The following is a 12595-nucleotide window of genomic DNA, read 5'->3' on the forward strand; positions in this document are numbered from 1 at the left end:
TCGTCGGGAACAGGAAGGGAAGGGGAGCGGGGTCAGCGGCGGCCGCTGAACAGGCGCAGGACGGCCAGCACGGCCACCGCACCCACTACCGCACCGAGGAAACCGGCCGGCTCACCGGGGGCGTACCAGCCCATGTACTGGCCGAACCAGCCTGCCACCAAGGCGCCAATGATGCCCAGCACGATGGTCAGCAGGCAGCCCATGCGGTTGTTGCCGGGCATGAAGAAACGCCCAAGCAGGCCAACGAAGAAGCCGACCAGGATGATGTAGAGCCAGCTGCTGCTGCCGAACAGACCATTCATGCGCGCGATTTCCACCAAGGGTGGACGCAGCCTAGCAAGGCCAGGCTGCGTCCGTCACGGTGTGCCGTAATCAGCAGCAGCCGTGGTCGCCGTGGCGAGTGCCACTGTCGGCAGCCACCGGCGAACCGCTGGTCTCGCCGCGCAGGCTGGCGGCGTAGTGCTCGCTGATCACCTTGGACACGCAGGCGGTGACCTTCTTGCCCATCGGGATGTGCAGGAACTCGTTCGGGCCGTGCGCATTGGAGTGCGGGCCGAGCACGCCGGTGATCATGAACTGGGCGCCCGGGAACTTCTCGCCGAGCATGCCCATGAACGGGATCGAGCCGCCTTCGCCCATGTACATCGCCGGCTTGCCGAAGAAGGCCTGGCTGGCATCGTCGATGGCCTGGGTCAGCCACGGCGCCATGGCCGGGGCGTTCCAGCCGGTGGACGCCTTTTCAAGGTCCAGGGTGACCTGCGCACCGTTTGGCGGGTCGCGCAGCAGCGCTTCCTTCAGCAGCTCGCCGCAGGTCTTGCCATCGGCGGTCGGCGGCAGGCGCAGCGACAGCTTCACCGAGGTCTGCGGGCGCAGCACGTTGCCGGCCGATTCCAGCGCCGGCATACCGCCGACGCCGGTGACCGACAGCGCCGGGCGCCAGGTGCGGTTGAGCACCAGCTCGGTCAGGTCCTCGTTCATCGGACGCAGGCCGTCGACCATCGGGAACTTCTCGAAGATCTCGGTATCGACCACTTCGGCGGCGCGCTTGGCCTGTTCCTGGCGCTCGGCCGGAATTTCAACGTTCATGCCGTCGATCAGGATGCGGCCGGTGTCCTGGTCCTCGATGCGCGACAGCAGCTGGCGCAGCAGGCGGAAGCTGGACGGCACCACGCCGGAGGCATCGCCGGAATGCACGCCTTCGTTGAGCACCTTCACGGTGAAGTTGCCGCCGGTCAGGCCCCGCAGCGAGGTGGTGCACCACAGCTGGTCGTAGTTGGCGCAGCCCGAATCCAGGCAGACCACCAGCGACGGCTTGCCGATGCGGTCGGCCAGGTGGTCGACGTAGGCCGGCAGGTCGTAGCTGCCCGACTCTTCACAGGCTTCGATCAGCACCACGCAGCGCGCGTGCGGCAGGCCCTGGGCCTGCAGCGCCAGTACGGCGGCCAGCGAGCCGAAGATGGCGTAACCGTCGTCGGCGCCGCCGCGGCCATACAGCTTGTCGCCGCGCAGGACCGGGGTCCACGGGCCGAGGTCGTCGTCCCAGCCGGTCATTTCCGGCTGCTTGTCCAGGTGGCCGTAGAGCAGGATGGTGTCGTCGCCGGTTTCGGCGCCGGTAGCCGGAATTTCCAGGAAGATCAGCGGGGTACGGCCTTCCAGGCGCACCACTTCAACCTTCAGACCGGGCAGCTGCTGGGCCTTGGCCCAGTTCTCCATCAGCGTGACCGCCTGTTCCATGTAGCCGTTCTGCACCCAATTGGCGTCGAACATCGGCGACTTGTTGGGAATGCGGATGTAGTCGACCAACTGCGGGACGATCTCGCTGTCCCACTTGTCATTGACGAATTGGCCGAGCTTGGCGCTGTCCATCTGAAACTCCGATTGCATGGGCTGTGATCGCGACATTCTACGCCTGTGCCGTGGGTAGGGTTTTTCCTACATCACGTCGGGTATTTGGCTGGCTTTTAGAAATCCAGGAAACCGATAGGCTGTGTGCATGTGGTGACGGACACTGTTCCTACCGACGGGATTGCCGGTCGGGACGGCCAGAACCACAAGGAGATACACGTCGTGCCTTGGAGTGTCGTGTTGAGGGCACTGGTGCTGGTCGTGTGGATCGCTGGGGCGCATGCCGCCGAACCGATCGACATCAACCGTGCCGATGCCCAGGCGCTGCAGCAGGGATTGACGATGGTCGGAGCCGCCAAGGCCGAGGCGATCGTCGAGCACCGGCGCAGACACGGCCCGTTTCATCGCGTCGAGGACCTGACGCAGGTGAAGGGGATAGGGAAAGCAATCGTCGAACGGAATCGACAGCGGATCACCGTAGGCAACAGGTTGTTGCCGGCGGATCCGGTACCCGGATCGGTACCGGTGCGAACCGTACCGAGGCGCTGACAGCAGGAATCGTCGGAACCGGCAGGAGGCTGGTTCACCGGTCACGGACAGGAAGGCCGTGACCACCGACCGCCGCAGGACGCGGCACCAATCACCAGGATGGTGGCATCACAGACCTGTGGAAGGGGCTGAGATACAAACAGGACAGACGCGGCCGCGTGCAGGATGCAACGCTACCCCCACAGCGCAGGATGCGAGGGGGCGGCAGCAGGCCGACAAGGACGTAACGATTGCCCGGTACGACACATGGCTGTGTCGCCGGGCAGTTTCATTTCCGGCGCCTGGTTTTGCCGCGACCACCACGGGCCGATGGTGTACGGTGGCCGCTCCGCATGGAAAGGACCCCCGCTGGATGCTTCCGCACCGCCCCACGACCCTGATGCTCGCCCTTGCACTGGCCCTGCCGCTGCTGGCTCATGCCGCTGCGCCGACGCCGGCCGCCAAGCCTGCAGCTGCCGCTGCGGCCACCGCCGAGGTACGCGGGCCGACCGACCTCAAGCCGGGCGAATACCTGTGGCATCCGGAAATCTCGCCGACCGGTCCGATCGTGCTGGTGGTCAGCCTTGATGAGCAGCGCGCCTACGTCTACCGCAATGGCATCGCCATCGGCCTGACCACGATCAGCTCGGGCAAGGCCGGGCACGAGACGCCGACCGGTGTGTTCACCATCCTGCAGAAGGACAAGGACCACAAGTCCAACCTCTACAACAGCGCGCCGATGCCGTACATGCAGCGGCTGACCTGGGACGGTATCGCCCTGCATGGCGGCAGCCTGCCCGGACATCCGGCCTCGCACGGCTGCGTGCGCCTGCCGCAGGCCTTCGCGCAGAAGTTGTTCAGTGAAACCCAGCGCGGCGATACCGTGGTCGTGGCCGATGCCAAGAGCTCGCCGATGACCCTGGCCTATCCGTCGGTGCTGGCGCCGGTCAACGCACGTGGCCAGGCCTTGCCGGAGACCGAGGGCGGCGCGCCGGCGCAGGCCTGGTGGGATGACAGTGCGGCCCCGGCCGGGCAGGTCGGCATCCTGGTCAGCCTGCACGACCAGCGCCTGTACGTGCTGCGCGATGGCGTGATGATCGGCGAGTCGCCGCTGAAGGCCGACGCCTTGCCAGCCTTCCAGGGCACCACCCTGTTCGTGATGGGGCAGGGTTACAGCGATACCCCCAGCCCGCTGGACGTGAACCAGCGCCTGCACCAGTGGACGGCCTACCCGTTGCTGGGCCAGGACCGCGCCCAGGCCACGCCGGACCTGCTGGCCACGCCCTCGCTGCCGATGGCGCTGCCGGCCGATTTCGCCCGCCAGCTGTACCAGGTGCTGGTGCCGGGCACGACCCTGCTGGTGACCTCGCTGCCGGCGGTCCGCCCAAGCCCGGCTGAATCCGGAATGCAGCCGGTCTTGGAATCCGAGCCGCCAGGGTCCACCCTCAAGGGCAACTGAGTCCTCCTGTTGTGCCCATGACTGCATCCCGCCTGTGCCGGCTGGCCGCGTTCGGCCTGCTGGCGACCTCGGCCAGCGCCCCGGCGCTGGCACAGACGCCCGCCCTTGCCACCAGCGCCGATGATCTGGCTGCCCTGCTGTCGCGCAGTGCACCCAAGGCCGACCGCCACGTGCTGCAGCTGGCGGCGCACGCCATGCGCTGTGCGTTGCAACGGCCGGAGCTGGGCATCAACGGTGATCGCCTCAGCGTGATCGACTACTCGCGGCCCTCCACCGAGCCGCGACTGTGGGTGTTCGACCTGGCCCACCAGCGCCTGCTGTTCGAGGAATGGGTGGCGCATGGCCGCAACAGCGGCGAGAACCGCACCGAGCACTTCTCCAACCGCGATGGCAGTTTCATGTCCAGTCTCGGCGCATTCACCGCGCAGGAGACCTACATGGGTGGCAATGGATATTCGCTGCGCCTGGCCGGCCTGGAACCGGGCTTCAACGACCGCGCGCGTGACCGAGCGATCGTCATCCATGGTGCGCCGTACGTGAACCCGGCTACCGCGCAGATGCAGGGGCGGCTGGGCCGCAGCCTGGGTTGCCCTGCGGTGCGGCTGTCGGTGGCCAAGCCGCTGATCGATGCGTTGCGTGGCGGCACGATGGTGTTTGCTTACTACCCCGACCAGGATTGGCTGAAGCACTCGCAGCTGCTGGCCGGCGGGTGCGGTGGCCAGGGCACGCTCGCCACGCGGTGATGCACGACGGCGCGCGGCATGATGCAATGCGTGGATGAACATCGACTCCCTGCTGCACACTCCGAGCCAGGTCATTTCCAGCCTGGACTATCGCCGCGAACGCTGGCGGAATGGACTTGGCTGGACCCGCGAGATCCTGCGCCTGCCTGCGCAGGGCGATGACTGGGCGCTGCGCCTGTCGGTGGCCGAGATCGAGCAGGACGCCGCGTTCTCCGCGTTTCCCGGCGTTGAGCGCGAGCTGGTGTTGCTGCAGGGCAATGGCGTGCGCCTGCGCTTCGACGATGGTCGCGTGGCCGAGGTGTTGCCGCCACACGGACGCGTGCGGTTTGCGGGTGAGGAAACCCTGCACGGCGAACTGGTCGATGGCACCACCCACGACTTCAACCTGATGTGGAAGCGTGAGCTGCTGCAGGCCGAACTGCTGCACCGGCCACTGGTGGGCGCGATGTTCTTCTTCTGCGAACCGGGCGTGGCCTGGGCACTGCATCTGCTGGCCGGTCAGGCGGAGTTCGGTGCCGACAGCGGCCTGCCGGCGCTGCAGGCGGGCGATACCGCGTGGTTGGCGGCCGGCGAGCGCCAGCGGCACGCGTTGCAGGGCGGTGGCGAGTTGTTGGCGATACGGGTCAGTGCGGCGGCGGGATGATTCCTGGGCGCCGGTGGGCACCATCCACGCCATGCGTGGATGCGGCAACCTCAATACACATCGCGCCGGTAGCGACCGGCCAGCAGCAGTGCTTCCTTGCCCGCAACACCCAGCACCTGCTCGATCACCGCATCCACGGCCGGGGCCATGCCCTGCAGGCTGCCGCAGACCAGGATCGTGGCGCCTTCATCCACCCACTGCCGCAGCGTTGCCGCTTCGGCCAGCAACCGGTCCTGCACATAGCGATGCGCGCCGCCGTCGCGGCTGAACACGGCATCCAACCGCGCCAGTGAGCCGTCGGCCAGCATTGCCTGCAGTTCTTCACCGAAGTGGAAGTCATGCGCGGCGGTGCGCTCACCGAACAGCAGCCAGGTCCGTCGTGCGCCACTGCGGATACGTTCGTGCAGATGCGCGCGCAGGCCGGCAATGCCGGTGCCGTTGCCGATCAGCAGCAGCGACACGTCGGCGGCCACTCCATGGAAATTGTCGTTGCGGCGCAGGCGCAGCTGCACCGGTTCGCCGATGGCCGCGTGGTCGCACAGCCAGCCGCTGCCGATGCCAGGCGTGCCGTCCGCGCGCAGCTGTCGGCGCAGCAGCAGCTCAACCGCACCGTCGGCCATCACCGAGGCGATCGAGTACTCGCGATGGGGCAGCGGTTGCAGGGTCGCCAGCAATGCGGGCAGATCACCTGGGGGAACCAATGAGGGCAGGTGCGAGCGCGCGACGCGTGCCAGCAACGTCTGCCCATCATCCAGCACGGTATCCGCATCGAAGCGTTGTGCGTCCAGCCAGGCACGCACGGTGTGCGATGCATGCTGCGGGCCGATCTCGGCGATGTCACCGGCCTGCCACTGCGCATCTGCATCGGCCGGGGGCTGCAGGCGCAACCAATACACCGCGCCGCCAGGGCTGCCCGGGTTCAGATGCTCACGTTGCAGCAGCGTCCACGGCTGGTACTCGGCCGGGCTCCAGTCGGGCAGTTCGCTGGCGCCGCCGCCGAGCTGGCCCAGCAACTGCTGCCAATGGCGCAGCGCGGCCGGATCGGCGTTGTCGACTTCGATCGCATCGAACAGCGGATGCGCACCATGCTGTCGCAGCCACTGGTCGAGCTGGTGGCCGAATCCGCAGAAGTGGCCGTAACTGCGGTCGCCCAGTGCGAGCACGCCGTACTGCAGGTGCTGCAGCGCAGGCGGTGAGGCCATCACCCCGCGCAGGAACGGCAGCGCATGATCGGGTGGATCGCCTTCGCCAGTGGTGCTGGCGATGAACAGCGCGCGCTGGCTGTCGGCCAGCAACGCGGCGTCGACCTCATGCAGTCCGCGCACGCGCACTGGCACGCCGGCACCGCGCAGGGCCTCGGCGCTGCGTTCGGCCAGCTCACGCGCGAAGCCGGTCTGGCTGGACCAGACCAGCAGGATCGGTGCGACGTCGCCACAGGCGGCATCGTCGCGCGGTCGCCCACGCCACCACAGTGCGGCGCAGGCCAGCGCATACAGCGCGGTGGCGATGATCGCGATCTGCGTTTGCCGTGCCGGCGGCGCGCCCTGCCACCAGGCTTCACCAAGATGCAGCCGCAGCAGCGCCCAGCCGATCACTGCCAACAGGAACAGAACCAGTGCGTTGCCGAGCCACGCGCGCGATGGACGTGCGCTCATGCGTCCTGCTCGTCGAGCAGGCGCTGGAAGGCGCTGCTGAGGAATTCGCGGGGGCCTACGGCGGCCCGTTGCAGGTAACGCACGGCCAGCCCTTCGCGTTCGGCCAGCGCCATGCCCTGTTCGTGGCCGAGCACGGTCAGTGCGGTGGCCCAGGCATCGGCGTGCATGGCGTCGTCGGCCACCACGGTGACCGCTGCGGCGACCAGCCGCACCGGTCTGCCAGAGCGCGGGTCCAGGCTGTGACTGTAAGCCTCGCCATCGGCCTGGTACTGGTGCCAGCGATCACCGGAGGTGGCCACCGCCTTGTCCTCCAGCGCCAGCACCCGCGGTGGTGTTTCGGTGTGCGCGTCTTCTTCCGGTGCGGATTCCACCAGTACGCGCCAGGGGTGGCCGTCGGGCTTGCGGCCGTAGCCGGCCAGTTCGCCACCGACCTCGATCAGTGCAGCAGCGATGCCCTGATCGCGCAGCCAGGCGGCCACTTGATCGACGCCGAACCCCTTGGCGATCGCCGACAGGTCCAGTTCCAGTCCGCCCGGTTGCAGCAGCGCATCGCTGCGCAATTGCAGGCGCTGCCAACCGCAGCGCTCACGCGTTGCCTGCAGGGTAGCGTCGTTGGGCTGGCGGCGTTCGCCGGCATGTGCACCGAAACCCCACAGTGCCACCAACGGGCCGACGGTGGGATCGAATGCACCATCGCTGGCGGCGGCGATGGCCTGTGCGCAGGCCAGCACCTGGCGGGTCTCAGCCGGCAGCACGCACCATTGGCCAGCGTTGGCGCGGTTGTAGCGGCTCAGGTCCGAGCCGGGCTCCCAGGTGCTCATCTGCGCGACCACCTCGTCCAGCCGCGCCTGGATGCCGGCATGCAGCGGGTGCAGGTCGCGCTGGCGCGGCGCGACCAGCGACACGCTCCAGGTGGTGCCCATGGTGGTGCCACCGAGGCGGGCGATGTCGAGCTGGGGATCGGTCATGGTGGTGTGCTGCAGATGCGATGCCGGGGCTGCCCGGCATCGCGTTCCACGTCATTACTGCGGCAGCACTTCCAGCGTGGCCACGTAGCTAAGGCGGCGCTTGGCGGCCTGCTTCACCGAGGTCTTGTTGTCCTCGGTACCGGTTTCCAGCCAGTACATGCCAGCTTCCGGCCAGGTCACCTTGATCTCGCCCTTGGCATCGCTGGTGACCTTCAGTTCGTCCTGCGCGTTGCGGTAGCGGGTGGCGCCACGCACGATCTCGAATTCCAGGCCGGTGGCCGGCTTGCCGTCGACCAGCACGCGGAAGGTGGCTTCCTCGCCGGCGAACAGGTCGTTCGGGTGGCCGACGGCGACCAGCTCGATGCCACGGTTGGTCGGCTTCAGCGCGGTGTCGTTCGGCGCACCGTTGGTGACGAAGGTCTCCACGCGGCCGACCGACTGGCTCACTTCCAGCTTCTTCGCGTCCTTGGGCAGTTCGCCGAAGGTGGCGACGCTGCCGCGCCAGCGCTTGCGCTCACCGTTCTGCTCGTAGGTGGCGAACAGGCCGTCATTGACCGATGCGATGCGGTAGGTGCCCGGCTGCTTCAGTTCGATGTCGAACACGCTGCGGTACTTGCCGGTGGCTGCGTTCTGCGGCTGCACGGTGCTGCCGTCCGGCGCGGTGATCACCAGCGATTCCAGGCGCAGCGGCACGTGGTTGAAGTAGAACAGATCGTTGGAGACCGCACCGTCGACGGTGATCCACGGCGTGTTGCCGGCGATCACGGTCTGCGAGGGCAGCAGCCAGGCCTTGTGGGCCAGGGCAGAGAAGGGAAGGGCAGCGGCCAGGGCGGCGGCGAGGACGAGCGTGCGCTTCATGCGGAAGACTCCAGTGGATGCGGGGTGATGCGACAAGGAGGAGGGAATTACGACTTGATCCCCTCCGTCCCCTTTTCAGGGTCTGACGGCGAGGGTGACCTGGCCCAGTTCGGTGGCGCCCTGCGCCTTGCCGTTCTGTGCGGCAGTGGCCGGCCAGGTGAAGGGGATCTTCAGCAGTTCACGGCCGCCGACTTCGCGCACCGCTTCCACCACCAGGGTGTAGTTGCCCGGGGCCAGTTGCTTCAGTGCCGGCTGCTTGTCGTTGAACGACAGCGCGTGCTTGCCGGCCGGGCGGGTCGGGCCGGTCACGCCGTCCACCGGCACCTGCAGGGTGCGGCCGCTCTTGCGCCACCACTGGCGCAGGTCGGGCAGCCACTTGGTGCCGTGGCCTTCGCTGTTGCTGGTCTGCTGGTACCAGACAGACAGGTTTGCTGCGACCTTCTGGTCGGCGCCTTCCAGCCACACCGCCACGTACGGGCGGTGGTACTCGGCGACGTTGAGCTTGGGTACTTCGACGTTGATGTCGAGGGTGGTGGCATAGGCCGGCGAGGTGGCCAGCAGGCCGCTGAGGGCGATGGTCAGGGTGACGCGCATGGGGCGGCTCCGGAAACGAAGGAAAGTCAGTGGATCAGCAGCAGGGCGATCAGCAGTGGGATCATCAGGCCGAGGCCGACCAGCGGCCAGGTCATGCGCCGCTGCCGCGCATGCAGGTGCAGCAGGAACAGGCCGGTGATGCAGAACACCAGGCAGGCCACGGCGAACAGGTCCAGGAACCAGCCCCACGCCGGGCCCGCGTTGCGGCCCTTGTGCAGGTCGTTGAGGTAGGACACTGCACCACGGGAGGTCGATTCGTACTCCACTGCGCCGGTCTCGCGATCGATGCTCAGCCAGGCGTCGCCACCGGGGCGCGGCAGCGACAGGTAGATCTCTTCGGGCGACCATTCGGCCGGGCGCCCGCCGATGGCGATCCCCAGCTGGGCGTCCAGCCAGTGCCGGGCCGGGCGCGGAATCGGCGCGTTGCCGTCCTCGCGCGCGCCCAGCTGGCCCAGTAGCGCGGCCGGCAGTTCCAGATGCTGGTTCTGCACCTGGGGTTTGGCTTCGATCTTCGCGGCGTGGTTGAGGGTCAGGCCGGTCACCGCGAACAGCAGCATGCCGATCAGGCACACCGCCGAGCTGATCCAGTGCCACTGGTGCAGCGTCCGCAGCCAGAAGCCACGGTTCTGTTGCTGCTGCACGGTGGAAGAGGCAGGACGGCTCACGGCACGGTTCGAGGCGGACGGGGACTGCCCATTACATCATTGATGAGAATAGCTCGCAATTGCGTGTCGTTCTGTATCCCGGAGGGGGGTTATCGGCTGCCGGCCAGCGGCAGGCACTACCGCTACCGCGGGTCGGTAGATCCACGCCATGCGTGGATGAAGCGGTGCCGACCAAGGTTGGCACCCACCAAGGCGGTGCGCGGCGATCAGAACTTCGCGTTGAGCGAGATCCAGTAGCTGCGGCGCTGGTCCTTGGTCGCGTAGTCGTCCACGCAGCTGAACTCACTGGGATTGAGCAGCAGGCACGACTGCGAGACGAAGTCCTTGTCGAACAGGTTGTTGACCCGTGCGTTGACCGTCAGCCACGGCGTGGCCTTCCAGCTGCCGCCGAGATGGAAGATCGTGTAGTCCTCGTAATAGCGCACGTGGCGGGTGCCGGCACTGTCGATGAGCGTGTCGCGATAGCGGTCGTAGCGGCCCTCGCCAATCAGCGACACGCTGACCGCGTCATTGATCTGCCAGTTGAGGCTGGCGTTGGCCATGTGCTTTGCCGGCGTGGTGCCTGCGATCGGGCGTCCCTTGTCGGGGCCGCTGGTCTGCTCGCTCTTGGTCCAGGTGTAGTTGCCGCGCAACTGCAGGGTGTCGAGCAGGTCGACATGACCGGCCAGCTCGGCACCGCGGGTCTCGGCCTTGTCGATGTTCACGCTCTGGGTGAAGGTGCTGTAGCCCAGCGTTGCCCAACCCGGACCGATGTCCACGCAGTAACCGCTGCCGGCCGGCGCCACTTCGCAGTTCGGGAACGTGCCGCCGCTGGCGATCTTGTCTTCGAACTTGTTGAAGAAGCCGGTGACATTGAAGCCCCAGCGCTGGCCTTCGTAGTAGGCGGCCAGCTCGTAGTTGGTGCTGGTCTCCGGCTTCAGATTGGGTGAGCCCACCAGCGGCAGCACGCCCTGGCCACCGAAGCCGGTGATGCCCGGGAACAGCTGGTCCGGACGCGGGGTCTTGTAGCCGGTGCTGACACCACCCTTGAAGGTCCACGCGTCGCTGGCGTTCCACACCAGGTAGCCGCGCGGGCTGACGTGGCTGCCGAACACGTTGTGGTCGTCGTAGCGCAGGCCGAAGGTGGCGGTGAGGCTATCGGTCAACGCCCAGTTGTCCTCGGCGAACAGCGCCCACATGCGGTGCTTCTGCTTGGTGTTGCTGCGATAACCGGCGCCATCCATGCCGAACACGCCATCGATCATGTCGGTGTCGTTGTACTGGCCGCCGACGGTCAGCTTGTGCGCGCCGAAGTCGAGGTCGAGCATCGTGTCGAGCACGTAGCCTTCCAGTTCCATGGTGCGCAGCGGGCGCGGCAGGAACGCCTGCAGGCGCGCCATTTCGCTGGGATTGAGTGCGGTCAGCGCATTGCCACGGCCGGCCGCGCAGTTGTTGGAAGCGCCGGTGCGACGGCAGACGTCATTCCACAGCGTCTGCAGGTTGGCACGCTCATCCAGGGTCAGCGGCAGCGAGCGGCCGAGGTTGCTGCTCTTGCTGTGGGTCAGCGAGGTCTGCCAGGTGCCGAAGCTGTAACGGCCCTGGTGGGTCAACGACAACTGATCGCGCTCGTAGCGCTGGTAGGCGGTGTAGCCCACGCGCGGCTGCACCACGCGGCGGGTGACGGTGCCGCTGCCGTTCGGGTTGGGGATGACCGCGTTGCCGACGCGCCACAGGCTGGCCAGGCTGTCCAGGGTGCCGGTCTGGCCTGCGCTGTTGTCGTACTTCTGCCGCGACACGTCGTAGTCCAGCCACAGTTCGTGGTCATCGTTGACGCGGAAGTCCAGGCGTACGCCGGTGTTCCAGTTGGTGTTGGCCACCGACTTGCCACCGCCGCCGAAGCCGATGCTGCGCTCCCACAGGCTGCCGTCGGGCAGGGTCAGTGCATCCCACTCCGGATTGGAGGCTTTGGCGTCGTAGTAGCTGCCGCGCACCGCCAGGCTGAGGCGGTCCTTCAGCAGCGGGCCGCTGAGGTACAGGTCGGTGGTGCGTGCATCACCGAACTGGTCATCCTGCTGCACGGTGAAGCCCTGGGTCACGGCGCCGTGCCAGCTGTCCTGGTTGCGTCGGGTGATGATGTTGATGACGCCACCCATCGCATCCGAGCCGTACAGCGTGGACATCGGGCCGCGCACCACTTCGATGCGTTCGATCGCATCCAGCGGCGGCAGGTAGGCGAACTGGCCGCCACCGAAGTTGTTCGGATACAGCTGGCCGACATTGCTCTGGCGACGGCCGTCGATCAGCACCAGGGTGTACTCTGACGGCAGGCCGCGCATGGAGATGGTGGCACGACCGTTCTTGTCGCTGGCTTCCAGGCCGACATCGATACCTTCGACGTCGCGCAGCGCGTCGACCAGGTTGGTGTAGGGGCGCTTGCTGAGTTCTTCGCGACTGACCACGCTGATGCTGGCCGGTGCATCGACCACCTTCTGCTCGAAGCCGGAGGCGGTGACCACCACCTTGTCCAGCGTCTGCGGCGCGCCGGAAGCGTCACCGTGGGCGAAGGCAGGGGCGGTCATGGCCGCCAGCACGGCGCTGGTCAGCAGGGTACGGGACAGGGACGAACGGACACGATGGCGCTGGGCCATGGCAGTAACC

Annotated in this window: 12 protein-coding genes; 4 read left to right on the top strand and 8 right to left on the bottom strand. The window is 67.3% G+C overall.

Going from position 1 to position 12595, the window contains the following annotated elements; genetic code table 11:
* Positions 1-32 precede the first annotated feature (32 nt).
* Both ACW5IY_RS05255 and ACW5IY_RS05260 read right to left on the bottom strand, forming a co-directional pair.
* Entirely contained in the window at positions 33-302 is a 270-nt protein-coding gene (locus ACW5IY_RS05255) for a GlsB/YeaQ/YmgE family stress response membrane protein (protein ID WP_049434469.1), read from the bottom strand.
* Positions 303-372: 70 nt separating this feature from the next.
* The gene (locus ACW5IY_RS05260) at positions 373-1866 is read right to left on the bottom strand and encodes a M20 family metallopeptidase (protein ID WP_010483606.1); all 1494 of its coding nucleotides are present in this window, start codon (positions 1864-1866) and stop codon (positions 373-375) included.
* Positions 1867-2067: 201 nt separating this feature from the next.
* On the opposite strand from ACW5IY_RS05260, the gene ACW5IY_RS05265 reads away from it, so the two are divergent.
* The 4 genes from ACW5IY_RS05265 to ACW5IY_RS05280 all read left to right on the top strand — a co-directional run bounded on the left by ACW5IY_RS05265 (position 2068) and on the right by ACW5IY_RS05280 (position 5218).
* Complete coding sequence (locus ACW5IY_RS05265; protein WP_012510302.1) at positions 2068-2394, top strand: ComEA family DNA-binding protein; 327 nt, start codon at positions 2068-2070, stop codon at positions 2392-2394.
* Positions 2395-2746: 352 nt separating this feature from the next.
* Positions 2747-3832, top strand: a complete 1086-nt coding sequence (locus ACW5IY_RS05270; protein ID WP_049434472.1) for a L,D-transpeptidase — start codon at positions 2747-2749, stop codon at positions 3830-3832.
* A 17-nt stretch (positions 3833-3849) separates the two neighbouring features.
* On the top strand, positions 3850-4575 hold the full coding sequence (locus ACW5IY_RS05275; RefSeq protein WP_049434474.1) for a murein L,D-transpeptidase catalytic domain family protein: 726 nt from the start codon (positions 3850-3852) through the stop codon (positions 4573-4575).
* Positions 4576-4609: 34 nt separating this feature from the next.
* Positions 4610-5218, top strand: coding sequence for a HutD/Ves family protein (locus tag ACW5IY_RS05280; protein WP_005412516.1), 609 nt, complete (start codon positions 4610-4612; stop codon positions 5216-5218).
* Between the two features lie 50 nt (positions 5219-5268).
* Here the strand turns inward: ACW5IY_RS05280 and ACW5IY_RS05285 are convergent, their stop codons facing one another.
* From ACW5IY_RS05285 to ACW5IY_RS05310, 6 genes are all read right to left on the bottom strand, one after another.
* Entirely contained in the window at positions 5269-6873 is a 1605-nt protein-coding gene (locus ACW5IY_RS05285; RefSeq protein ID WP_049434476.1) for a sulfite reductase subunit alpha, read from the bottom strand.
* The gene (locus tag ACW5IY_RS05290; RefSeq protein ID WP_049434477.1) at positions 6870-7841 is read right to left on the bottom strand and encodes an FAD:protein FMN transferase; all 972 of its coding nucleotides are present in this window, start codon (positions 7839-7841) and stop codon (positions 6870-6872) included. The genes ACW5IY_RS05285 and ACW5IY_RS05290 overlap by 4 nt, the downstream gene beginning before the upstream one ends.
* A 54-nt stretch (positions 7842-7895) precedes the next feature.
* Complete coding sequence (locus ACW5IY_RS05295) at positions 7896-8699, bottom strand: DUF4198 domain-containing protein (protein ID WP_049434479.1); 804 nt, start codon at positions 8697-8699, stop codon at positions 7896-7898.
* Between the two features lie 75 nt (positions 8700-8774).
* Complete coding sequence (locus ACW5IY_RS05300; RefSeq protein ID WP_049434481.1) at positions 8775-9293, bottom strand: DUF2271 domain-containing protein; 519 nt, start codon at positions 9291-9293, stop codon at positions 8775-8777.
* Positions 9294-9319: 26 nt separating this feature from the next.
* Positions 9320-9958: a PepSY-associated TM helix domain-containing protein gene (locus ACW5IY_RS05305; RefSeq protein ID WP_049434483.1), complete on the bottom strand. Its 639-nt coding sequence runs from the start codon at positions 9956-9958 to the stop codon at positions 9320-9322.
* A 206-nt stretch (positions 9959-10164) separates the two neighbouring features.
* Positions 10165-12585 (bottom strand): TonB-dependent receptor domain-containing protein, encoded by a 2421-nt coding sequence (locus ACW5IY_RS05310; RefSeq protein ID WP_049434485.1) that lies wholly within the window; start codon positions 12583-12585, stop codon positions 10165-10167.
* Positions 12586-12595: the final 10 nt, after the last annotated feature.

The organism is Stenotrophomonas sp. C-A, from assembly GCF_054030835.1.

Excerpts from the sequence above, each read along its gene's own strand:
- ACW5IY_RS05275 (WP_049434474.1), top strand. The coding sequence starts at position 3,850 with ATGACTGCATCCCGCCTGTGCCGGCTGGCCGCGTTCGGCCTGCTGGCG.
- ACW5IY_RS05255 (WP_049434469.1), bottom strand. The coding sequence starts at position 302 with ATGAATGGTCTGTTCGGCAGCAGCAGCTGGCTCTACATCATCCTGGTC.
- ACW5IY_RS05300 (WP_049434481.1), bottom strand. The coding sequence starts at position 9,293 with ATGCGCGTCACCCTGACCATCGCCCTCAGCGGCCTGCTGGCCACCTCG.
- ACW5IY_RS05270 (WP_049434472.1), top strand. The coding sequence starts at position 2,747 with ATGCTTCCGCACCGCCCCACGACCCTGATGCTCGCCCTTGCACTGGCC.
- ACW5IY_RS05295 (WP_049434479.1), bottom strand. The coding sequence starts at position 8,699 with ATGAAGCGCACGCTCGTCCTCGCCGCCGCCCTGGCCGCTGCCCTTCCC.
- ACW5IY_RS05285 (WP_049434476.1), bottom strand. The coding sequence starts at position 6,873 with ATGAGCGCACGTCCATCGCGCGCGTGGCTCGGCAACGCACTGGTTCTG.
- ACW5IY_RS05260 (WP_010483606.1), bottom strand. The coding sequence starts at position 1,866 with ATGGACAGCGCCAAGCTCGGCCAATTCGTCAATGACAAGTGGGACAGC.
- ACW5IY_RS05290 (WP_049434477.1), bottom strand. The coding sequence starts at position 7,841 with ATGACCGATCCCCAGCTCGACATCGCCCGCCTCGGTGGCACCACCATG.
- ACW5IY_RS05280 (WP_005412516.1), top strand. The coding sequence starts at position 4,610 with ATGAACATCGACTCCCTGCTGCACACTCCGAGCCAGGTCATTTCCAGC.
- ACW5IY_RS05310 (WP_049434485.1), bottom strand. The coding sequence starts at position 12,585 with ATGGCCCAGCGCCATCGTGTCCGTTCGTCCCTGTCCCGTACCCTGCTG.